This window comes from Janthinobacterium sp. 75, assembly GCF_004365495.1.
Taxonomy (GTDB): domain Bacteria; phylum Pseudomonadota; class Gammaproteobacteria; order Burkholderiales; family Burkholderiaceae_D; genus Janthinobacterium.
Window position 1 is genome coordinate 159,667 of the sequence record NZ_SORD01000001.1, and the last position, 21,819, is coordinate 181,485.

At 62.1% G+C, this 21,819-nt stretch carries 18 protein-coding genes and 1 riboswitch; of the genes, 4 read left to right on the plus strand and 14 right to left on the minus strand.

Going from position 1 to position 21,819, the window contains the following annotated elements; genetic code table 11:
- Positions 1–109 precede the first annotated feature (109 nt).
- A complete protein-coding gene (locus C8C89_RS00785; protein ID WP_133988657.1) occupies positions 110–2,419 on the minus strand; it encodes a UvrD-helicase domain-containing protein in 2,310 nt (769 codons plus the stop codon).
- Positions 2,420–2,528: 109 nt separating this feature from the next.
- Here C8C89_RS00785 and C8C89_RS00790 point away from each other — a divergent pair, with 109 nt between their 5' ends.
- Positions 2,529–2,807: a hypothetical protein gene (locus C8C89_RS00790; protein WP_133988658.1), complete on the plus strand. Its 279-nt coding sequence runs from the start codon at positions 2,529–2,531 to the stop codon at positions 2,805–2,807.
- Positions 2,804–3,328: a GNAT family N-acetyltransferase gene (locus C8C89_RS00795; protein WP_166674642.1), complete on the plus strand. Its 525-nt coding sequence runs from the start codon at positions 2,804–2,806 to the stop codon at positions 3,326–3,328. The genes C8C89_RS00790 and C8C89_RS00795 overlap by 4 nt, the downstream gene beginning before the upstream one ends.
- Before the next feature lie 13 nt (positions 3,329–3,341).
- Here the strand turns inward: C8C89_RS00795 and C8C89_RS00800 are convergent, their stop codons facing one another.
- From C8C89_RS00800 to C8C89_RS00855, 12 genes are all read right to left on the minus strand, one after another.
- Entirely contained in the window at positions 3,342–4,196 is an 855-nt protein-coding gene (locus C8C89_RS00800; RefSeq protein WP_133988660.1) for a hypothetical protein, read from the minus strand.
- A 187-nt stretch (positions 4,197–4,383) separates the two neighbouring features.
- Positions 4,384–5,490, minus strand: a complete 1,107-nt coding sequence (locus tag C8C89_RS00805; RefSeq protein WP_034749160.1) for an S-(hydroxymethyl)glutathione dehydrogenase/class III alcohol dehydrogenase — start codon at positions 5,488–5,490, stop codon at positions 4,384–4,386.
- A gap of 100 nt (positions 5,491–5,590) precedes the next feature.
- A complete protein-coding gene (locus C8C89_RS00810) occupies positions 5,591–6,223 on the minus strand; it encodes a response regulator (protein WP_096233822.1) in 633 nt (210 codons plus the stop codon).
- Between the two features lie 77 nt (positions 6,224–6,300).
- Positions 6,301–6,924, minus strand: a complete 624-nt coding sequence (thiE, locus tag C8C89_RS00815; RefSeq protein WP_133988661.1) for a thiamine phosphate synthase — start codon at positions 6,922–6,924, stop codon at positions 6,301–6,303.
- 10 nt (positions 6,925–6,934) lie between these two features.
- Positions 6,935–7,678: a hydroxymethylpyrimidine/phosphomethylpyrimidine kinase gene (locus tag C8C89_RS00820; protein ID WP_101483838.1), complete on the minus strand. Its 744-nt coding sequence runs from the start codon at positions 7,676–7,678 to the stop codon at positions 6,935–6,937.
- Between the two features lie 32 nt (positions 7,679–7,710).
- Positions 7,711–8,505: a thiazole synthase gene (locus C8C89_RS00825; RefSeq protein ID WP_133988662.1), complete on the minus strand. Its 795-nt coding sequence runs from the start codon at positions 8,503–8,505 to the stop codon at positions 7,711–7,713.
- Positions 8,506–8,519: 14 nt separating this feature from the next.
- The gene (gene thiS, locus C8C89_RS00830; RefSeq protein ID WP_170840567.1) at positions 8,520–8,732 is read right to left on the minus strand and encodes a sulfur carrier protein ThiS; all 213 of its coding nucleotides are present in this window, start codon (positions 8,730–8,732) and stop codon (positions 8,520–8,522) included.
- An 11-nt stretch (positions 8,733–8,743) separates the two neighbouring features.
- Positions 8,744–10,657, minus strand: coding sequence for a phosphomethylpyrimidine synthase ThiC (thiC, locus tag C8C89_RS00835; protein WP_101483836.1), 1,914 nt, complete (start codon positions 10,655–10,657; stop codon positions 8,744–8,746).
- A 90-nt stretch (positions 10,658–10,747) separates the two neighbouring features.
- Positions 10,748–10,863, minus strand: a riboswitch (TPP riboswitch).
- Positions 10,864–10,970: 107 nt separating this feature from the next.
- Complete coding sequence (locus C8C89_RS00840) at positions 10,971–11,225, minus strand: hypothetical protein (RefSeq protein WP_101483835.1); 255 nt, start codon at positions 11,223–11,225, stop codon at positions 10,971–10,973.
- Positions 11,226–11,264: 39 nt separating this feature from the next.
- Positions 11,265–12,071: a response regulator gene (locus C8C89_RS00845; protein WP_101483834.1), complete on the minus strand. Its 807-nt coding sequence runs from the start codon at positions 12,069–12,071 to the stop codon at positions 11,265–11,267.
- Positions 12,072–12,099: 28 nt separating this feature from the next.
- Positions 12,100–14,343, minus strand: a complete 2,244-nt coding sequence (locus C8C89_RS00850; protein WP_133988663.1) for a PAS domain-containing hybrid sensor histidine kinase/response regulator — start codon at positions 14,341–14,343, stop codon at positions 12,100–12,102.
- A 56-nt stretch (positions 14,344–14,399) separates the two neighbouring features.
- Positions 14,400–15,140, minus strand: coding sequence for a Crp/Fnr family transcriptional regulator (locus C8C89_RS00855; protein ID WP_133988664.1), 741 nt, complete (start codon positions 15,138–15,140; stop codon positions 14,400–14,402).
- Positions 15,141–15,377: 237 nt separating this feature from the next.
- On the opposite strand from C8C89_RS00855, the gene C8C89_RS00860 reads away from it, so the two are divergent.
- The gene (locus tag C8C89_RS00860) at positions 15,378–17,462 is read left to right on the plus strand and encodes an EAL domain-containing protein (protein ID WP_133988665.1); all 2,085 of its coding nucleotides are present in this window, start codon (positions 15,378–15,380) and stop codon (positions 17,460–17,462) included.
- Here the strand turns inward: C8C89_RS00860 and C8C89_RS00865 are convergent.
- Positions 17,459–18,508, minus strand: a complete 1,050-nt coding sequence (locus C8C89_RS00865; RefSeq protein WP_133988666.1) for a porin — start codon at positions 18,506–18,508, stop codon at positions 17,459–17,461. The two genes, C8C89_RS00860 and C8C89_RS00865, sit on opposite strands and share 4 nt — an antisense overlap.
- Positions 18,509–19,001: 493 nt before the next feature.
- Here C8C89_RS00865 and C8C89_RS00870 point away from each other — a divergent pair, with 493 nt between their 5' ends.
- On the plus strand, positions 19,002–21,809 hold the full coding sequence (locus C8C89_RS00870; protein WP_133988667.1) for a valine--tRNA ligase: 2,808 nt from the start codon (positions 19,002–19,004) through the stop codon (positions 21,807–21,809).
- Positions 21,810–21,819: the final 10 nt, after the last annotated feature.

Genomic DNA, 21,819 nt, shown 5'->3' on the forward strand with positions numbered 1-21,819 from the left:
GGTCAGGCGTAGGTCGGATTAGCGGCGGCACGCCGCGTAATCCGACGCTGCGAGGCCAACAATGGTGTCGGATTACGCTACGCTAATCCGACCTACGCACCCGGCCAGATCACCGTCCCAGCCGTTCCAGTTTCGCAATCCCCAGGTCCAGCACCTTCATGCCGTGCTGTCCAAAATTGATCTGCGCGCGCGCATTGCCGCCGCCGCCTTCGATATTGACGATCACGCCTTCGCCGAACTTGGCGTGCGCCACCGATTCGCCGATGCGCCAGCCGCCACCCGTGGCTTTTTGCGCGATCTTTTGCGCAATCGCATTGTCCGAACCCAGGCTGGCAACGCGCGGCGCCTCGTCCCAGGCCGACTTGCGGTTACCGAACCAGTTCGCCTGTACCTTGGGCGACAGCCATTTCAGCGCTTCTTCCGGCAATTCATCGAAGAAGCGCGACTTCATGTTATAGCGCGTCTGGCCGTGCAGCATGCGCGTCTGCGAAAAGCTCATATATAGCCGCTTGCGCGCGCGCGTGATCGCCACGTACATCAGGCGGCGTTCTTCTTCCACGCCGTTGTCTTCCTTCGAGCTGCTTTCGTGCGGGAACAGGCCCTCTTCCAGGCCGGTAATGAACACGTTGTCGAATTCCAGGCCCTTGGCCGAGTGCACCGTCATCATCTGCAGCGCATCCTGGCCCGCCTGCGCCTGGTTATCGCCCGCTTCCAGCGACGCGTGCGACAGGAAAGCGGAGAGCGGCGACATCACGGCCGGCAGCGGCGCATCGGCATCCAGAATTTCGATGCCATCCTGGTTGACGACGGGCGCGCCCGACTGCGCCTGGGCGGCTGGCCCCAGATGGGCCGGTGCTGCCTGGCCGAAACCTTCTTCGGAAACGAACTGGCTGGCCGCGCTGACCATCTGCTCCAGGTTTTCGATGCGGTCGGCGCCTTCCTTTTCATTCTGATAATGCTGCAGCAAAGTACTCGCTTCCAGCACCACGCGCACCATTTCGGGCAAGGACAATTGCTGCGTTTCGAAACGCACGCCCTCGATCAGCTTGACGAAACCGGCCAGCACGCTGCCCGCCTTGCCCGCCACGTAGGGCACGGACGCGTACAGCGAGATGCCGTACTGTTCCGACGCGGCCTGCAATTGCTCGATCGAGCGCATGCCGATGCCCCGCGTAGGGAAATTGACCACGCGCAAGAAAGCGGAGTCATTGTGCGGGTTGTCCATCAATTGCAAATAAGCAATCGCGTGCTTGACCTCGGCGCGCTGGAAATAGCGCTGGCCGCCATACACGTGGTACGGAATACTGGCTGAAAACAGCGCATGTTCGATCACGCGCGACTGCGCGTTCGAGCGGTAGAGAATAGCGATTTCGCTGCGAGAGGCACCATCGGCGATCAGACTTTTCGCCTCTTCGATGATCCACTGCGCTTCCTGCAAGTCGGAACTGGCTTCGTACACGCGCACCTGCTCGCCATGGCCCGCGTCCGTGCGCAGATTCTTGCCCAGGCGCTTGCTATTGTTCGCGATCAGCACGTTAGCGCTGTCGAGGATGTGGCCATGCGAGCGGTAGTTCTGCTCCAGCTTGATCAAGTTCTTGACCTGGAATTCGTGCTCGAAGGCGCTCATATTGCCCACGTTGGCGCCGCGAAACGCGTAGATGCTCTGGTCATCGTCGCCGACGGCAAACAGGGCGCCGCCATCGCGGCTGCCGTGGCCGGCCAGCAACTTGAGCCAGTTGTATTGCAGGTTGTTCGTATCCTGGAACTCGTCCACGAGGATGTGGCGGAAGCGCGCCTGATAGTGTTCACGCAGCGGCTGGTTGCGGCTGAGCAATTCGTACGTGCGCAGCAGCAATTCGGCAAAATCGACCACACCTTCACGCTGGCACTGGTCGTCATACAGCTGGTACAGCTCGACCATCTTGCGCTCGTGCGCGTCGTACGCTTCCACGTCCGTGGCGCGCAAGCCCTGATCCTTGGCATTGTTGATGAAATACATCACCGTCTTCGGCGGGAATTTCTCATCATCGATGTTGTTCGCCTTCAACAAGCGCTTGATCACCGACAATTGATCCTGCGAATCGAGGATCTGGAAGGTCTGCGGCAAGGCGGCATCGCGGTAATGCGTGCGCAGCAAGCGGTTGCACAGGCCGTGAAAGGTGCCGATCCACATGCCGCGCGTGTTGATCGGCAGCATGGCTGACAGGCGCGTGAGCATTTCCTTGGCGGCCTTGTTCGTAAAGGTCACGGCCAGGATGCCGGGCGGCGATACCTGCTGAGTCTGGATCAGCCACGCGATGCGGGTGGTCAGCACGCGGGTCTTGCCCGAACCGGCGCCAGCCAGGATCAACGCATGCTGGGCCGGCAAGGTGACGGCAGCCAATTGTTCGGGATTGAGGTTGTGAAGAAGATTTTGCATGCCGTGATTATACCGGCATGGCTAAAAATACTGTGCATTTGTCCAGCGGTCGCGCCAGTTTTCCATGTGCGCGCTACAATCGGCGTCCCGACACAGCAGCCCGTATCCCATGACACCACCCACTCACCTCGACGGCGCCCGCGTGCTGGCCTGGGCCTGGTCCGACCTGCCCTTCGGCCACGTCACCGATGAGCATGCTGGCGCAGCCCCCATCGCCATTCATGGCCTGGCCGTGTGCCGCTACGGTGACGAGGCGTGCGCCTACCGCTTCTGCTGCGATGCGCGCTGGGAAACGGTGCAGGATGAGGTGTATGCCAGCGTGGAAGAGGCCAGGGAGCAGCTGCCGGCGCAATACCGCGCCGTGGCCGCCACCTGCCATACGCCGTGAGCTACGCCATCCGTGCGGCCAGCCATGTCGACTTGCCCCTGCTGGCCCAGGTCGAGCGCAGTGCCGCGGCCCTGTTTGCGCAGGCCGGGGCGGACTTGGCGTGGCTGGCGCACGGTGAACCCTTGGCACTGCGCACCTTGCAGGCGCTGCAGCAGCATGGCGGCGTGTGGGTGGCTGCCGATGGGCAGGACAGGCCCGCGGGTTTCCTGGCAGCCCAGCCGCTTGACGGCCAGATATTCATCGTGGAATTGTCCGTTGCCCTGTTGCATCAACGGCAGGGACTGGGCGCGCGCCTGCTTGACGCGGCGGAGGCCCACGCCCGGGCGCAGGGCTGCGCCAGCCTGACACTGAGCACCCACCGCCATCTGCCTTGGAACGCGCCCTACTATGCGCGTCACGGTTTCAGCGAAATCGATGCCGTAGCGCTGGGCGCGGGTCACGCGCTCAAGCTGGCGCGCGAAGCGCAGGACGGGCACGATCCGGCGCTGCGCTGCCTGATGCGCAAGCCGCTGGCCCGCTGATTCAGCACACCATTCAGCGCACCAGCTTTGCCTTGCCTTCGCTGAGCGCCTGGGCGATCACCTGGCGCGTGGTCTTGTCGGCTGCTTTTGATGCCTTTTCCTGCTGGCGTCCCAGCGCTTCCATTTGCTTGCCCAGGGTTTCCATCGGCTTGCCGCGCTGATCCATCTGGCGCGACAGCGCATCCACTTTGGCCGCTTCGCGCTCTTGCGTGGCGGCAATGCGATCGTTGACCTCTTCCATGGCATCCTGCGCATCCTCCATCTGCTGCTGCAGGCGTTCCACCTCGCGCCCTGCCGCACGGCGCGCTGTCTCTGTGGTCGCTTGCGCCTGGCGGCGCGCCGCCTCGCCCATCTTGCGGCCCAGTTCCTGCTGCTGGCGGCCCAGCGTTTGCAGCTGCTGCGCATCGCGCGTACCGCCATTCGCCTGCGCAGCGCCATGAACGCCCATCTTGCTGCCCAGTTCGCCCATCGCCTTGCCGTGCTCGCTCATCTGCTTGCCCAGACCGCTCATCTGCAAGCCCAGCTGCTGCGATGGCTTCCAGGCGTCGCGGACGCGGGCCAACAGCGCGGCATCCTGCGTCACATAGCCCTTGCCCTGGTCACGGAACCACAGGAAATGCCCCTTGAGCGAACGCTGCAGCTGTTTAATCTGCTGGCCATCGACATCGCTGCCTGCCATGGTGACGCTATCCTCGCTGCTGTCGACGAGCGCATAGCCATCGCCGCTGTCCATGGAGATAGTGATTTTCTTGCTGGGTGCGGCCGGGGCGGCCGGTGGCGCGGGCGGCTCGGGCGGCTGCACGGCCAGTGCACTGCCGCCAAGCACGATACCGGCCAGGCTGAGGATCAAACGATAGGAAGTGGACATGGCTGCCTCGTCGCAAAAGTAGTGGAGCGTTGACTTTAACGGCGGATGAATCACGTCTCCAGCGCGGTGCGACAGGCTGCACAAAGGCTGGCCTGGACGGCAGGCTTGCGCGATGAATGGCAAACCACGGACGAAAAAAACGGAGGCCGCAGCCTCCGCAAAAACGCCGTGGTACGGCGTATGTTTATCAGTACAACACGACGGAGCGGATCGATTCGCCGCTCTTCATCAAGTCGAAACCCTGGTTGATATCGTCCAGTTTCAAACGGTGCGTGATCAAATCATCGATATTGAGCTTGCCTTCCATATACCAGTCGACGATCTTCGGCACGTCCGTGCGGCCGCGCGCGCCACCGAAGGCGGAACCTTTCCACACGCGTCCCGTCACCAGCTGGAACGGACGCGTAGAAATTTCCTGGCCGGCCGCGGCGACGCCGATGATGATGGACTGGCCCCAGCCCTTGTGGCAGCACTCGAGCGACTGGCGCATGGTGGTGGTGTTGCCGATACACTCAAAACTGTAGTCGGCGCCGCCGTCCGTCAGCTGCACGATGGTGTCGACCACGTTTTCCACTTCGTTGGCGTTGACGAAATGCGTCATGCCGAACTTGCGCGCGATGGCCTGGCGCGCCGGGTTGATATCCACGCCGATGATCTTGTCTGCGCCCACCATCTTGGCTGCCTGAATCACGTTCAAGCCGATGCCGCCCAGGCCGAACACGACCACGTTGGCGCCTGCCTCAACCTTGGCCGTAAACAGCACGGCGCCCACGCCCGTCGTGACGCCACAACCGATGTAGCAGACTTTATCGAAAGGCGCGTCTTCGCGGATCTTCGCCAGCGCAATTTCCGGCACGACGATGTAGTTCGAGAAGGTGGACGTGCCCATGTAGTGGAAGATGGGTTTGCCGTCGATGGAAAAGCGCGACGTCGCGTCCGGCATCAGGCCGCGGCCCTGGGTCGAGCGGATCGACTGGCACAGATTGGTTTTTTGCGACAGGCAGAATTTGCACTGACGGCATTCCGGCGTGTACAGGGGGATGACATGGTCATCCTTTTTCAGGCTTTTCACGCCCGGCCCCACATCGACGACGATGCCGGCGCCTTCATGACCGAGAATGGATGGGAAAATGCCTTCCGGATCGGCGCCCGACAGGGTGTAGTAATCGGTGTGGCAAATGCCCGTGGCCTTGATTTCGACCAGTACCTCGCCCTCGCGCGGGCCCGCCAGGTCGACTTCTTCGATGGTCAAAGGCGCGCCCGCCTTCCATGCAATCGCTGCTTTGGTTTTCATGTATGTCCTGTCTATGGTTGAACCAGGCGCGCCAGCGCGCCATATCGTCACATCATAACAAGGCAGGCGCCGACGTGCCACGCCGGCGCCGGTGCAACGCTTACTTGGTTTTCGCCCTGTTGAGGAAGGCGCCATGCAAGCCGTTCAGGGTTTCTTCGGCCAGCAGCAGCTGGCTGGCGATTTCATTGATCTTGCGGCGGCTGGAGCGGGCGTGGTCGCGCAGCACCTCGAAAGCCGTGTTGCGGTCCGTCTGGAACTTGCCCATCAGCAAGCCGACGGCCAGGCTGGTTTCGCGGCCGGCGGCCAGGGCCGCGTTCAGGTTCAGCTCGGTGCGCCGGAGCTGGCGGATTTCATCGGCGCGCGCCAGGCCCGCTTCGAAGGCGGGCATCAAGCGGCCTTCATCGACGGGTTTCACCACGTAGCCGACGGCGCCGTAGGCGGCCGCCTGCTTGCCCGATTCGCTGTCGCCGCTGCCGGACAGGAACATGAATGGCACGCCCGTCTCGCCATGCAGGCGCTTGGCCAGTTCCAGGCCCGACATGCCCGGCATATGGATGTCGAGCAAGGCCAGGTCCGGCTCGCGCTGGGCGACCATTTGCAGCGCCACTTCGGCCGAATTGGCCAGGGCCGTCTCATAGCCGGCATGGCGCAGGATTTCGCCGAGGAATTCCAACAGGAGTTGGTCATCGTCAACGATCAGGATTAGGCGTTTCGCGGCGGCTGGCTGACTCATGGGTAAAGGAACCTCGGTAATGAAGATGCTCTTATTATATGCCGATTATTCCCCCAAATCAGCCCCCATGCCCATGCTCACGCCGCAAACAATTGGTTGAATTGCTGCACTGCAATATTCACATCGTGCGCCTGGCCTGCCTTGCCAAATACGCTGCTGATGGCCGCCACCATGTCGGCGCCGCGCGCTGCCAGCGGTGCCGCGTTTTCCGGCGTCATGCCGCCGATCACCACGCACGGCAAGGCTATCTCGCGTTTGGCTTGCAGCACCATATCCAGGGGCGTGGTTACCGGATATTTTTTCACCAGCGACGGATAAAAACCGCCGAAGGCCACATAGCTGGCGCCGCCCGCCTCGGCAGTCCGTGCCAGGGCCATGTCGCCATAGCAGGAAGCGCCAACGATCTTGTCCTTGCCCAGGCGCGCGCGCACCTGTGCGACGGATGCATCCGTGCCGCCCACGTGCACGCCATCGGCGTCGAGCTCTTCGCACAATTCGATAAAGTCATTGATGATGAAGGGCACGCCATACTTGCGGGCCAGGGCCAGCAGGGCGCCCGCCTGTTCGCGCCGTTGTTGCGCCTCGGCGCTCTTGTGGCGGTATTGCAGCAGAGCCACGCCTTCCTGCAAGGCTTGCTCGCTCACGTCGAGCAGGCGGTCGGTGTCATCCCAGTTCGGGGTGACCAGATACAGTCCACGCATGATGTTTTCCTTATTGAATGAATCGTTGGGGCATGAGCTGGCCTGGCGCAATGGCATACGCATCGGACAAGGCCGCATGACAATAGGCTTGCGCCAGATCAAGCGCGTCCGGCAGCGCCTCTCCCAGCGCCAGACGCGCCGCGATGGCGGACGCCAGAGTGCAGCCGCTGCCGTGGAATTGGCCAGGCAGGCGTGGCCAGCGCCACGCTCGCTCGCCGCCATTCGCGTCTATCCAGCGGTTGACGATCACCTCGCCCTCGCCATGGCCGCCCGTCACCAGCACGTGCTTGCAGCCTTGCGCGCGCAGGTTTTCTTCGCCGCCCAGTGCCAGCGCTTCCGGCCCGTTCGGCACGATGACGGTCGTCAGCGGCAGCAAGGGCGCCAGCGCCATCACCGCGTCGTCACGGCTAAGCACATCGCCATGGCCGCTGGCCAGCACGGGGTCGAGCACCACAGGCAAATCCGGCCGAGCCAGCCGCAATTGCGCGATCAGTTGCGCGATGACGGCTGCATTCGCGGCACTGCCGGGGATGCCGATCTTGACGGCGTGAATGGCGATCTTGGCTATCAGCGCCTGCGCCTGGCGCCGCAGCAATTCCGGCGCCACCGGTTCGACAGCAAACACGCGGTCGTTGTCCTGCACCGTCAGCGCCGAGATGACGGGCAAGGCATGCGCGCCCTGCGCCGCAATGGCAACAATGTCGGCGGCGATGCCGGCGCCGCCGGAAGGATCTAGGCCGGCAAACACCAGCACAACCGGACGACACGGCAGACGCTGTCGCCCCGTCACGCCAGGCGGCCGGCCATCGGCGACGACGGCGAGGCGGCGAATTTACGGGGCATGCGGCCCGCCAGAAACGCTAGACGCCCGGCCCGCACGGCCAGCTTCATCGCATGCGCCATGCGCACGGGGTCGCGCGCGCCGGCAATGGCCGTATTCATCAGCACGCCATCGCAACCGAGTTCCATGGCAATGGCCGCATCCGACGCCGTGCCCACGCCAGCATCGACGAGCACGGGCACTTTCGCCTGGTCTATGATCAGCGACAAATTCCACGGATTCAAGATGCCCATGCCCGAACCGATCAGTGACGCCAGCGGCATGACAGCCACGCAGCCGATGTCTTCCAAAATCTTCGCCTGGATGGGGTCGTCGCTGCAGTAGACCATTACGTCAAAGCCATCCTTGACCAGCGCTTCGGCCGCGATCAGGGTTTCCGGCATATGCGGAAACAGGGTCTTTTCATCGCCCAGCACTTCCAGCTTGACCAGATTGCGCCCGCCCAGCAGCTCGCGCGCCAGTTGCAGGGTGTAGACGGCATCTTTCGCGTTGTAACAGCCGGCCGTGTTCGGCAAGATCGTGTACTGGTCCGGCGGCACAAAATCGAGCAGGCTGGGCGCGTTCGGATCTTGCCCGATATTCACCCTGCGGATGGCCACCGTGATGATCTGCGCTTCGGCCGCGTCCGTCGCCTCGCGCGTCTGTGGCAAGTCCTTGTACTTGCCGCTACCCACCAGCAAGCGCGATTGGTACTGTTTTCCTGCGATAGTCAGCAAGTCGTCGTTGTTATTACTTGTCATTGCTTTTCCTTAGTCTAGCCGCCGCCGATGGCGCGGACTATTTCAACCTGGTCTTGTACCTGCAAGACCTGTCCCGGCCACGCCTTGCGCGGCACCACATTGCGGTTGACGGCCAGCGCCAGCGCCTGGTTTTCCAGCGACAGCGCGGCGATCAGTTGATCGAGGGTTTGCCCCGGCGGCACCTGGTGCGGCGCGCCGTTGAGCGTGATGGATATCAATGCTGGCATCACGCTCTCCTTCAGACCTTGCGGTACAGCTCGGCGCCGTTCTTGATGAATTCAATGGCCTTGATTTCCATGCCCTGCTTGAGCGCCTTGTCTTCCGCGATGCCCATGCCGGCCGCGTATTCACGCACTTCCTGCGTGATCTTCATCGAGCAGAAGTGGGGGCCGCACATGGAGCAGAAATGCGCCACCTTGGCCGAATCCTTGGGCAAGGTTTCATCGTGGAATTCGCGCGCCTTGTCCGGGTCCAGGCCGATGTTGAACTGGTCGTCCCAGCGGAATTCGAAGCGGGCTTTCGACAGGGCGTTGTCGCGGATTTGTGCGCCCGGATGGCCTTTTGCCAGGTCGGCCGCGTGCGCAGCGATCTTGTAGGTGATGATGCCGTCCTTGACGTCGGCCTTGTTGGGCAGGCCCAGGTGTTCCTTCGGCGTCACATAGCACAGCATGGCCGTGCCATACCAGCCGATCATGGCCGCGCCGATGCCCGACGTGATGTGGTCATAACCAGGCGCGATGTCGGTCGTCAACGGCCCCAGGGTGTAGAACGGCGCTTCGCCGCACTGCTCCAGCTGCAAGTCCATGTTTTCCTTGATCAATTGCATGGGCACGTGGCCCGGGCCTTCGATCATCACTTGCACGTCGTGCTTCCAGGCCACTTGGGTCAGTTCGCCCAGGGTTTTCAGTTCGCCCAGCTGCGCCTCATCGTTGGCGTCGTAGATGGAACCGGGGCGCAAGCCATCGCCCAGCGAGAACGACACGTCATACGCCTTCATGATTTCGCAGATGTCTTCGAAATGCGTGTACAGGAACGATTCCTGGTGGTGCGCCAGACACCATTTCGCCATGATGGAGCCGCCGCGCGAGACGATGCCCGTCAGGCGCTTGGCCGTCATCGGCACATAGCGCAGCAGCACGCCCGCGTGGATGGTGAAGTAGTCGACACCCTGCTCTGCCTGCTCGATCAGGGTGTCGCGGAAAATTTCCCACGTCAGATCTTCAGCCTTGCCATTGACCTTTTCCAGCGCCTGATAGATGGGCACGGTGCCGATGGGCACGGGGCTGTTGCGCACGATCCATTCGCGCGTTTCGTGGATGTGCTTGCCGGTAGACAGGTCCATCACGTTATCGCCGCCCCAGCGGATGGCCCAGGTCATTTTTTCCACCTCCTCGCCTATCGACGAGGTGACGGCCGAATTGCCGATATTGGCGTTGATTTTTACCAGGAAATTGCGGCCGATGATCATCGGTTCGACTTCCGGGTGATTGATGTTGGCGGGGATGATGGCGCGGCCGCGGGCGATTTCCTCGCGCACGAATTCCGGCGTGATTTCGGCCGGGATGCTGGCGCCGAACGACTGGCCTGGGTGCTGGCGGCCCATCAGCTCGGCCAGGCGTTCACCCATGGGGCCGGAGGCTTTCAGTTCCCGCAAATACTCCTGGCGGCGCATGTTTTCGCGGATGGCGACGAATTCCATTTCCGGCGTGATGATGCCGCGCCTCGCGTAATGCATTTGCGTGACGTTCTTGCCGGCAATGGCGCGGCGCGGCTTGCGGTGCAAATTAAAACGCAGCTCGGCCAGTTTCGGGTCGGCCAGGCGGGCGATGCCGTAATCGGAGGTGGGGCCGGGCAATTCTTCCGTGTCGGCACGTTCCATGATCCACGGCAGGCGCGGCGTATCGAGGCCCGAGCGGATGTCGATCTGCACGTCCGGGTCCGTGTAGGGGCCGGACGTGTCGTACACGTAGATCGGCGGATTCTTTTCGCCGCCGAACGACGCTTCCGTGTCGGATTGGCTGATTCTCCGCATGGGCACGCGGATGTCGGGGCGGCTGCCTTCCACATAGATCTTGCGCGAATTGGGCAGTGGCGCGATGGCGGCTTCGTCGACCGTGGCGGTGGCAGAGAGGAATTTCGGGTTGGCGTTCATTTTGGCTCCTTGGCTAGACTTGCAGCTAGACTATTTATAGCCTGGAGCCAGCTAAGGAGGTTCGGAATTGCGCACGCGGAAAGGCGGGGTGCGTTCATCCTAAAGCTTCCCTTCGCTGGCATTATCCAGATCAGGTTCGGAGGGTATTTCTCACCCGCGCTTGCACTGTGTTTCCACAGCGAAAGGCAGGACCCCTAGCGTTTGCCGCCTTGCGGCAGCGAGCCAATTATACGCGGTTCGCGCCGCGTGGCCAGATGATTTCTTGCTTTGTCGCCTATGTGCATCTGCTGCAATGCAGCAGATGCCGGCACGTCTATTTCTTCTTGCCCCAGCGCCAGGCGGTCGGTTCGCCCTTCCACTGGCACACAGCGATCAGCGCGGCAACGATGGCCACTTCATACACGATATAGCCTGCCAGCATGGTTTGCGGGGGAAACAGGAAGGCGCCGCAGGCGAACAGCGCCAACGCGGCCAGGAACACCAGCCAGCCCTGCCACGTGATGGGCAAGCCCCAGCCCCAGCCATAGGTCTTGGCGGGAAACCAGTAGGAGGGAGATTTGTCAGCCATGGTGCTTTCCTTGTGGATGTCGATAGCAGCAAGTATAAATCAGGCGCTGCGATGACGCTCCGTGACATCGAGGCCGATACCGCGGTAGCCGATGAAGCGGCTGCCATTGTCGAACATCGGTTCGCCGCTGACCTGCAGGTACTGCGTGCTGCCATCGAGGTTGGCGCGGCTGTAGATGAAGTCGAGAAACGGTTCGCGCGCAGCAATCTTGGCATCGAGCAAGGCGCGCTCGGCCGCGTTCCAGCGCTGCGGCTCTTCCTCGCTGCCGATGCCCAGCATTTCAGCCACGGGACCGGAAAAGCGCGTCAGATTGCCTTGCGCATCCTGTTCCCAGTACCAGTCGGACGACAGTTCCGTGAAGCGCTGGAAGCGCGCTTCGCTTTCGCGCAACTCCGCCGTGCGCTCTTCCACCATCAGTTCCAGCGACTTGTTGTATTCGGCCAGCTTCTGGTACAGCAAGCGCACTTCCAGCATATTGTGGATGCGCGTCTTCACTTCCACCAGGTCGAAGGGCTTGCTGACGAAATCCTTGGCGCCCGCCTGCAGCGCGCGCAGCTTGTGGCCTGGCTGGGCAGTGATCACCAGCACGGGCAGATAACTGCCGGCCTCGATGTCGCGCAAGCCTTCCATCACTTCGAAGCCATCCATTTCCGGCATCTGCAAGTCGAGCAGGATCAAGTCGTAGCGGTGCTGCTGATGCAGCGCGCGCACGGCTTGCGGGTCCATGGTGGAAGTGATGCGCGTATATCCGGCATTGCGCAGCACCTGTTCCAGCAGCATGACGTTAGCCTCCTGGTCATCGACGATGAGAATGCTGGCGTTCAGGATCTCGGTGGCTTGAAGCATGGCGGTGTTCCTAAAATGAAGTGCTGAATTAGCGTACTGTGTGAATGTCGTCGGCCAGGCCGTGCTCGGCCGCATGGTGCAGGGCCACGTCAAGCGCATCCATGAATTCGACGACCTTGATCGGCTTGGTCAGGTAGCGGAAGAAGCCCGCTTCCAGGCCTTTCTCGATGTCGCGCGGCACGGCGTTGGCGGACAGGGCCATCACGGGAATGTGGCTGGTGAGCGGATCGTCGTGCAGGATGTGCAGGGCGCCATAGCCGCTGATGCCGGGCAGGTTGATATCCATCAAGATCACGTCCGGTTGATACGTGCGCGCCAGGTCGATGCCCAGGTGCGCATCGACGGCCGTCAGCAATTTCAAATCGCTGCGACGGGCGATCAGTTGCTCCACCAGTGCCAGGTTGGCGGGATTGTCTTCCACGTACAGCAGGGTACGCTGGCTTTCCTGGTTCTCCTGCACCACCGGCAGCACTGCCCCCTCTTCCAGATGCAGCTCCGGCGCGCGCGAGGCCTTGAATTCGACCCAGAAAGTGGTACCCACGCCCACCGTGCTGTCGACGCCGATGGTGCCGCCCATCAATTCGACCAGCTGCTTGGTGACGACCAGGCCGATGCCCGTGCCCTCTTCCGTGCTGCTTTCCTGGCCCAGGCGGTTAAAGGGCTGGAACAGCTGACTCATCTGTTCGGCATTCAGGCCGGCGCCGCTGTCGGTGACACTGACGCGCACCCGGTCGCCGTGGCGGCTGCACTCGACCTTCACGCTGCCGCCGCTCTGGTTATATTTGATGGCGTTCGACAGCAGATTGATCATCACCTGTTTCACGCGCGTGCGGTCCGCATGCACATAGAAGGCCTTGCCGCAGCGGGGGAAATGCATGCTGATGCCGCGCTTTTCCGCCTGCGGCGCGATCATCGCCTGGCAATCCTGCAGCACGTCGAGCAGGGACATCGCCTCTTGCGACATGGTGACCTTGCCCGACTCGATCATGGCCAAGTCGAGGATTTCATTGATCAAGCGCAAGAGATACCAGCCGCCCTTGAGGATCTGGTCGATCGAGCGCTGTTGCGGCAAGCTTGGCGCCGGCGTCTCGGACGCCATCAGCTGGGCAAAGCCCAGGACGGCGTTCAAGGGCGTGCGCAATTCATGGCTCATGCTCGACAGAAACTCGGACTTCGCCAGGTTCGCCTTTTCCGCCGCCTGGCGGGCCTTTTCCATTTCGATATTCGTGTCTTGCAAGGCTTGCTCGAACTGCTTGCGTTCCGTCACGTCGCGGGCGGCGGCAAACACGCCCTGCAGCTTGCGGTCGCGGTCATGGAAGGTCGACGCGTTGTACGACACCACCGTCTGCTTGCCGTCTCGCGCCAGGGCCGTCAGCTCGTAATTGGTCAACTTTCCTTCACGCAACACGCGCGCGATGGCTTCCTCGGCCCGTTCTGGTTCCGTAAAGTAATTCTTGCACGGCGCGCCGATCAATTCGTCGCGCGTGCAGCCCGTCAGCGCTTCCATCTGCTGGTTGACGTCGCTGATGATGCCGCGCGGGTCCGTCGTCATCAGGGCATCGATATTCGATTCGATCAGAGAGCGCGTGTAGAACTGCTGCTCGCGCAAGCGCTGGTCCAGCTGCGCCTGTTCCGCCTCGACCTGCTTGCGCGCCGTGTTGTCGGTGCCGATCAGCAAGTAACCGATGACCTTGCTCTGCGCGTCGCGCAGGGCCGTCACGGAAACCATGGCCGGGAAGCGGCTGCCATCCTTGCGGATATAGGTCAATTCGTAAATGTCTTCGATGCCGCGCGAGGCCTTGAACACCAGCGCTTCCACGCCCGGCGTGATAACGGTGTCGAGTTCGGCACTGAGGGCGGCAGCGCGCGCAACGATTTCTTGCGCGTCGGAAATGCCGGCCGGCGTCAGCTTGTCGACCACGTCGCTGGCTTCATAGCCGAGCATGCGTTCGGCGCCCACATTGAAAATCTGGATCACGCCTTGCGCATCGGTGGCGATGCAGGAAAAATTGGCACTGTTGAAAATCGCATCCTGCAAGGCGCCCGCCTTGAGCAACTGGCGTGGCAGGCTGGCCGACACCGTGCGCCGGTACAGCGCCGCGAGCAGCATCAGCAGCAAAAATACCAGCGCGTCAATGACGCATGCCGTCTCGAACGGCGCGCGCCAGGCCAGCACGCCGACGGCCAGCAACACGACGGCGCTGAACGAAAACGCCAGCGCCATGGGCCAGCGCGACGGCGCGCGCGGGGGGATGTTTTCGACAGATTGCATGATGAGCCTGGGCAATGACAACGATAAGAAGGGAAATGCGGTATCAGGTGCGGTGTTCACTGCGCCTGGCGCTGGCGCACGTCCGACAGCAGGCGCGTGAATTCCTTCTTGACCACGCCATAGCATTCGCACACATGGCCTTCGAGGCCGGCGCGGTCCAGCACGGAAATATGGCCGCGCCGGTAACTGATGAAACCGCGCGCCTGCAAGCGCCCCGCCGCTTCCGTCACGCCTTCGCGGCGCACGCCCAGCATGTTGGCGATGAGTTCCTGCGTCATGGTCAGCTCGCGGTTCGGCAGCCGGTCCATGGTCAGCAGCAGCCAGCGGCACAGCTGCTGCTCTACCGTATGGTGGCGGTTGCACACGGCCGTCTGCGACATTTGCGTGATCAAGGCTTGCGTATAGCGCAGCAGCAAACGCATGACGGGACCGGCGCGGTCGAATTCTTCCATCAGCAAATGCGCCTTCAGGCGATAGCCGACGCCACCCGTCTGCACCACGGCGCGGCTCGGTGTCGAGTTGCCGCCCATGAACAGAGACACGCCCACCACGCCTTCATTGCCCACGCCTGCGATTTCCGACGAGCCGCCGTTTTCCAGCAGATAGTGCAGTGAAACGATGGCCGTGGTGGGAAAGTACACATGCTGCAGCTTATCGCCCGAATCGTAGATCACGTCACCGAGCAACATGGAGACTTGCTCCAGGTGGGGGGCCAGGCGCGCGAAATCGGCGTCTAGCATGGCGGCGAGCAAATGGTTTTGATTCGGGTTGTGCAGCTGGGCATGCGGACTCGACATGGGCAGTTTTCCTGGTTTCCAGTCGTCAGCTAGGGGATAGAGGTAAGACGTCCGAACGAGGGGCGCCATATGCAGCAGCGTAACACAGCGCTTGCACAGTGCCCACTATATTTCTTGTAGGCATGCTTGTCCGTTCGCCAGCGAACGGACGTCCATGTGCCGCGCGCCCTACAGTCGGCATCACTGCCAGGGCTGCCGGATCATGGATCGGCACCGGCACTGCTACCGGACGCCATCATGCAATCATTCTTCAAACGTATTTCCATTTCCGTTTCCACCTCGGCCCTGATCACCCTGGCGGTCGGGCTGTGCCTGACGGCCCTGTGCTATGTCTCGGCGCGCCAGATCGAGTCGGAAAGCACCCGGCTGCTGCTGGAATACCACGCCAGCGGGCACACGCTGGGCGCCGCCCTGCTGCCAGCCAGCGGCATGAGCTTCAATGCGAACCATCGCGGCTCCCTGTATGTACTGCTGGGCGGATTACTGTCGAGCCTGCTGGCAACCGCCTATGTCTTTCAGCTTGTGACGCGCAATTCCGTGATTGCCCGCATCACGGGCGAACGCACGGTGGCGCTGCAGTTTGCCAATTTGCGCCTGTCCGAAGACATTGCCGCGCGCATGCACAATGAGAAGTCGTTGCGTTTGCGCGAACGCATCATCGAAGTGTCGGCCAATGCCATCATCCTGTGCAGCGCCGACGCACCGGGCTACCTGATCGAATACGTCAATCCCGCCTTCGAACGCATCACCGGCTATGTGGCCGCGGAAGTCATCGGCCAGCGCCTGGAAGACTTGCAGGGTCCCGCGCAAGGGCGGCAAGACATGCACCCAATTACGGCGGCCCTGCGCGAACAGCGCGAAGGCAAGGCCATCGTGCGCAATTTCCGCAAGGATGGCAGTTGCTACTGGAGCGAGCTGTTCATCGCTCCCGTGCGCGACGATGGCGATGGCACCGTCAGCCACTTTGTCGTGGAGCAATACGACATCAGCACCGTCATGCGCTTCGAACAGGAGCTGGAATTCCAGGCCCGGCACGATATCCTCACGGGCCTGGCCAACCGGGCCCTGCTGCGAGAACGGCTGGAACTGGCGATGGCCGTGACGCGGCGCAGCGGCATGCCCCTGTGGGTGGTGTTCATCGACCTCGACCGCTTTAAATTCGTCAACGATACCCTGGGCCACGATGCGGGCGACAGCGTGCTGAAAAACGTGGCCGAGCGCCTGCGCGGCGCCACGCGCGAAGTCGACACGGTGGCGCGCCTGGGCGGCGACGAATTCGTGCTGCTGCTACCCCAGCATGGCAATGGAGAACCGGGCGCGGCTATCCTGCAGCGCATCCAGGACGCCGTGGCGCAGCCGCTGCAACTGGGCGAATATGAATTTTTTCTCAGCTGTTGCATGGGAGTGGCCGTGTATCCCGACGATGGCCAGAATGCCGACACCCTGATCAAGCATGCCGACATCGCCATGTACCGCGCCAAGGAACAGGGACGGGGCCACTGGCAATTCTATGCATCGAGCATGAACGCGGGCACTCTGGAGCGGCTGGGACTGGAAAGCGAGTTGCGCCACGCCCTGGAACGGGGACAGTTTCACCTCGAATATCAGCCCCAGCTGGACTTGGCCAGCGGCAAGGTGGTGGGCATGGAAGCGCTGCTGCGCTGGCACCATCCGCAACTGGGGCGTATTCCACCCGCCAGCTTCATCGGCCTGGCCGAGGAAATGGGCTTGATCACCCCCATCGGCGACTGGGTGCTGCACACGGCGTGCGCCCAAACGCGCGCCTGGCAACTGGCCGGCCATGGCCGGCTGCGCCTGGCCGTCAACTTGTCGGCGCGGCAATTCAAACAAAGGAATCTGCTGCACGCGGTGGCGCAGGCATTGGCCGAGACAGGCCTCGATGCCACCCATCTGGAACTGGAATTGACGGAAAGCATGGTCATGCATGACGTGGAGCAAGCCACGGCCATCATGAGCAATCTCAAGGCGCTGGGCGTGCAACTGTCCATCGACGACTTCGGCACCGGCTATTCCAGCCTGGCCTACCTGCGCCACTTCCCCATCGACGTGCTGAAAATCGACAAGACCTTCGTCAGCGACATCACAAACAGCGACGATGACGTGGCCATCGTGCGCGCCATCATTTCGCTGGCGCACAGCCTGCGCCTGAAAGTGATCGCCGAAGGCGTGGAAACGCCGCAGCAGCTGGCCTTCCTGCGCCAGCACGGCTGCGACCAGATGCAGGGCTATCTGTTCAGCCGCCCGCTGACCGCAGACGCCTTCGAGGAACTGTTGCTGCAGAGAAAAATGCTGGCCGCTTAAAACGCGTGACGCAAGCCGATATTCAGCGCGCGGTTGCCCGTGCCCACTTCCGTGGCATTGCCCACCATGTAGGCAGCGTCGTTGCGGTTGCGGATATGCGCGTAAGCAAGATACACCTTGCTGCGCTTGGACAAGGCATACGTGGCGCCGATGGCCAGCTGCTGCGCATCGCGGTTGGCCGCGTCGCGGTCATCCTTGCGCACGTACGAGGCCAGCAAGGTGGTCGCGCCCAGCGGCACGGACACGCCGACGATGGCGTCGCGGCTGTCGCTTGAGCGGGTTGGCGCCTGCGCCGCGCCATACGGGTTTTCCGCAAAGAACATGGTGCTACCATCGCCCGTGTTGCGGCCATAGCCGGCAAACGCGGTGGCCACGCCGAAGTTGTAGTTGCCGGCCAAAATGGTGTTGTTCACGTCGGCCTTGCCCGGCTCGCCGGCACGGCTCTGGCGCGCCAGGCGCAGGGTCAGGGGGCCGTTGACATAACCGAGGGCCAGACCCAGCGAACGTTGATCGGCCACAACACCCGTATGTTCGCCAAAGCCAAACATGACGGTGGCCGTGACGCCGCGCAGCTCGGGCGAGGTGTAGCGCACGGTGTTGTCGATGCGCGTGGCCGAATAGCCGGCCAGGTTGGTCGCCGCCCCGGCCAGGCCGCCCTCGAACGGATCGGCTACGTCGGTCAGCGCCTGGCTTTGCAGGTTGTACTGGCGCCCCACGGTCAGCATGCCCAGCGGGCTGTCGAGGCCGACAAAAGCCTGGCGGCCGAACAATTGCCCCGCCTGGTCCGAGCGGCCCGTATCGCCCTGCACACCCGCTTCCAGGGTGAACACGGCTTGCCAGCCTTCGCCCAGCGATTCCGTGCCGCGCAGGCCCAGGCGCGAGCCGGCCGACACACCACTGGTGAGCTTGCTAATGCCGCCTTCCTGCACCAGGCCCGCATCCATCAGGCCGTACACGTCGACGGACGACTGAGCATAGGCAAGGGGAATGGCGCCCAGGCTGGCGATGGTCGAAACAAGGCGGATGGTGAACGAGATTTTCTTCATGGTGGTTTCCTTGTAAAAGCAAAACCGGGAAAGCGCGCGGCCATGGCATGGCCACAGGCGTCAAGGCGCGCTGTAGTGACATGCCGTATCGAAAGACGACGGGCCAGATAACAACATTCCTGGCTAAGCTGTGGCGGCAGCGGCGCGCAATAACGAGCCGCTTTGATTCCGCCGTGAATGGTGCACCGCTGAGGGTGCGCGTGGCTCAGGCGCCCGGCCCGAAGGGGACGCTCTGAAATGGCAGGCATCGCTGATGCACTGGCCTTGTGGCGCGGACGGGAGTTGGATAAAACTGCGTCTGCAGGCGCCGTCCGCAAAGATGGGGCAGGAGGCGCCGAGGCCGGCATTATAACATCGGCAGCGCGTTTATCCCCGTTCTGTTGCGGGAAAACGGCCCGCAAAGCCGCCAAAACACTGAAAAAGGCCAGTTGCCACGCTGCGGGCGATGCCGCGTCATCTATAATGGTTCCTTTTGCCAATCACACGCCAAATCATGGAATTAGCCAAGTCTTTCGAGCCCGCCGACATTGAACAATTCTGGCGCACCGAGTGGGAACAGCGCGGTTACTTTACCGCCACCCTCGATGCCGGAAAACCTTCCTTCAGCATCCAGTTGCCGCCGCCGAACGTCACCGGCACCCTGCACATGGGCCATGCGTTCAACCAGACCATCATGGATGGCCTGACCCGCTACCACCGTATGCTGGGCCACAACACGGCCTGGATTCCCGGCACCGATCACGCGGGCATCGCCACGCAAATCGTCGTGCAACGCCAGCTGGACGCGCAAAAGATTTCACGCCATGACCTGGGCCGCGAGAAATTCGTGGAAAAAGTGTGGGAATGGAAAGAAAAATCCGGTTCCATCATCACCGGCCAAATGCGCCGCCTGGGCGCCTCGGCCGACTGGCAGCGCGAATACTTCACGATGGATGAACCGCGCTCGAAAGTCGTCACCGACGTCTTCGTGCGCCTGTTCGAGCAAGGCCTGATCTACCGCGGCAAGCGCCTCGTCAACTGGGACCCCGTGCTGGGTACGGCTGTGTCCGACCTGGAAGTGGTGTCCGAGGAAGAAGACGGCTCCATGTGGTACATCAAGTACCCGCTGGCCGATGGCAGCGGTTTCCTGACGGTGGCCACCACCCGTCCTGAAACCATGCTGGGCGACGTGGCCGTGGCCGTCGACCCGACGGACGAGCGCTACGCAGCGCTGGTGGGCAAGATGCTGAAACTTCCACTGACGGACCGTGAAATTCCCATCATCGCCGACGAATACGTCGACAAGGAATTCGGCACGGGCTGCGTGAAGATTACCCCCGCGCACGACATGAACGATTACGCCGTCGGCCAGCGCCACAAACTGGCGCAGATCGTCATTCTGACCCTGGACGCGAAGATCACCGACGACGCACCTGAAGCCTACCGCGGCATGGACCGCTTCGCCGCACGCAAGCAAATCGTCGCCGACCTCGATGCGCAAGGCCTGCTCGAGCAAGTCAAGCCGCACAAGCTGATGGTGCCGCGCGGCGACCGCACTGGCGTCGTCATCGAGCCGATGCTGACGGACCAGTGGTTCGTCGCCATGAGCAAGCCGGCCCCGGAAGGCACTTTCTTCCCAGGCAAGTCGATCGCCGAAACGGCACTGGACAAGGTCGCCAATGGCGAAATCAAGTTCGTGCCGGAAAACTGGAGCACCACCTACAATCAGTGGCTCAACAACATCCAGGACTGGTGCATCTCGCGCCAGCTGTGGTGGGGCCATCAAATCCCGGCCTGGTACGACGACAAGGGCAATATCTTCGTTGCCAAGACGGAAGCTGAGGCGCAAGCCAAGGCCGTGGCCGCCGGCAGCACGGGGCCCTTGAAGCGCGATGACGACGTGCTCGACACCTGGTTCTCGTCGGCCCTGGTGCCATTCTCGACCATGGGTTGGCCTGAAGAAACGCCGGACATGAAGGCGTTCCTGCCGTCGTCCGTGCTGGTGACGGGTTTCGACATCATCTTCTTCTGGGTCGCGCGCATGGTCATGATGACGGCGCACTTCACGGGCAAGGTACCGTTTGAAACTGTCTACGTGCACGGCCTGGTGCGCGATTCGACGGGACAGAAGATGTCCAAGTCGAAGGGCAATACGCTGGACCCGATCGACTTGATCGACGGCATCGACCTGGAAGGCTTGATCGTCAAGCGCACCACGGGCCTGATGAACCCGCGCGACGCGGAAAAAATCACCAAGGCGACGCGCAAGGAATTCCCGGAAGGCATTTCGGCCTACGGCACGGACGCCGTGCGCTTCACCATGGCCAGCTATGCCTCCCTGGGCCGCAACATCAACTTCGACCTGGGCCGCTGCGAAGGCTACCGCAACTTCTGCAACAAGATGTGGAACGCTACCCGTTTCGTCATGATGAATACGGAAGGCAAGGATTGCACGCCGAATGACGCCGACCTGTCGCAAGCGGACAAGTGGATTATTTCCCTGCTGCAAAAGGCCGAGCTGGACGTGGCCAAGGGCTTTGAAGACTTCCGTTTCGACAACATCGCCGCCACCATCTACAAATTCGTCTGGGACGAGTATTGCGACTGGTACCTGGAAGTGGCGAAAGTCCAAGTGCAACAGGGCACGGAAGGCCAGCAACGCGCCACCCGCCACACCCTGCTGCGCGTGCTGGAAGTGGTATTGCGTCTGGCCCATCCGATCATCCCGTTTGTCACGGAAGCGCTGTGGCAAACGGTGGCGCCTTTGGCCGGCAGGACGCTCAAGGCGGAAGGTGATTCCATCATGATGCAGCCGTATCCGATCGCCAATACCGACAAGATCGACGAGTCGGCCGAAGCATGGATGCAGCAACTGAAAGCCTTGACGGATGCGACGCGCAACCTGCGCGGCGAAATGCAAATTTCTCCTTCCGTGCGCGTGCCGCTGATCGTCGAAGCGGGCAATGCCAGCGAGAAAGAAGCGCTGGCATCGTATGCGCCCTACATCCAGTCGCTGGGCAAGCTGGCCGAAGTGCAGATCGTCGATGCGCTGCCGGACTCGCCTGCGGCCGTCGCCATCGTCGGCACCACCAAGCTGATGCTGAAAGTGGAAATCGACGTGGCCGCCGAACGCGAACGCCTGGGCAAGGAAATCGCCCGCATCGAAGCGGAAATTGCCAAAGTAAATAGCAAATTAGGCAATGAAAGCTTTGTCGCGCGCGCCCCGGCCGCCATCGTTGCGCAAGAAAACGAGCGTTTGCTCAGTTTTTCGGCCACAATTGAAAAATTGCGCGAACAGTTTGCTAAACTAGCCAGCGCATAAGGCAAGTTTG

What these genes read in the sequence shown, in the direction of transcription:
- C8C89_RS00785 (WP_133988657.1), bottom strand. Translation starts at nt 2,419, where the DNA reads ATGCAAAATCTTCTTCACAACCTCAATCCCGAACAATTGGCTGCCGTC.
- C8C89_RS00790 (WP_133988658.1), top strand. Translation starts at nt 2,529, where the DNA reads ATGACACCACCCACTCACCTCGACGGCGCCCGCGTGCTGGCCTGGGCC.
- C8C89_RS00800 (WP_133988660.1), bottom strand. Translation starts at nt 4,196, where the DNA reads ATGTCCACTTCCTATCGTTTGATCCTCAGCCTGGCCGGTATCGTGCTT.
- C8C89_RS00805 (WP_034749160.1), bottom strand. Translation starts at nt 5,490, where the DNA reads ATGAAAACCAAAGCAGCGATTGCATGGAAGGCGGGCGCGCCTTTGACC.
- C8C89_RS00810 (WP_096233822.1), bottom strand. Translation starts at nt 6,223, where the DNA reads ATGAGTCAGCCAGCCGCCGCGAAACGCCTAATCCTGATCGTTGACGAT.
- thiE (WP_133988661.1), bottom strand. Translation starts at nt 6,924, where the DNA reads ATGCGTGGACTGTATCTGGTCACCCCGAACTGGGATGACACCGACCGC.
- C8C89_RS00825 (WP_133988662.1), bottom strand. Translation starts at nt 8,505, where the DNA reads ATGACAAGTAATAACAACGACGACTTGCTGACTATCGCAGGAAAACAG.
- thiS (WP_170840567.1), bottom strand. Translation starts at nt 8,732, where the DNA reads ATGCCAGCATTGATATCCATCACGCTCAACGGCGCGCCGCACCAGGTG.
- thiC (WP_101483836.1), bottom strand. Translation starts at nt 10,657, where the DNA reads ATGAACGCCAACCCGAAATTCCTCTCTGCCACCGCCACGGTCGACGAA.
- C8C89_RS00840 (WP_101483835.1), bottom strand. Translation starts at nt 11,225, where the DNA reads ATGGCTGACAAATCTCCCTCCTACTGGTTTCCCGCCAAGACCTATGGC.
- C8C89_RS00845 (WP_101483834.1), bottom strand. Translation starts at nt 12,071, where the DNA reads ATGCTTCAAGCCACCGAGATCCTGAACGCCAGCATTCTCATCGTCGAT.
- C8C89_RS00850 (WP_133988663.1), bottom strand. Translation starts at nt 14,343, where the DNA reads ATGCAATCTGTCGAAAACATCCCCCCGCGCGCGCCGTCGCGCTGGCCC.
- C8C89_RS00855 (WP_133988664.1), bottom strand. Translation starts at nt 15,140, where the DNA reads ATGTCGAGTCCGCATGCCCAGCTGCACAACCCGAATCAAAACCATTTG.
- C8C89_RS00860 (WP_133988665.1), top strand. Translation starts at nt 15,378, where the DNA reads ATGCAATCATTCTTCAAACGTATTTCCATTTCCGTTTCCACCTCGGCC.
- C8C89_RS00865 (WP_133988666.1), bottom strand. Translation starts at nt 18,508, where the DNA reads ATGAAGAAAATCTCGTTCACCATCCGCCTTGTTTCGACCATCGCCAGC.
- C8C89_RS00870 (WP_133988667.1), top strand. Translation starts at nt 19,002, where the DNA reads ATGGAATTAGCCAAGTCTTTCGAGCCCGCCGACATTGAACAATTCTGG.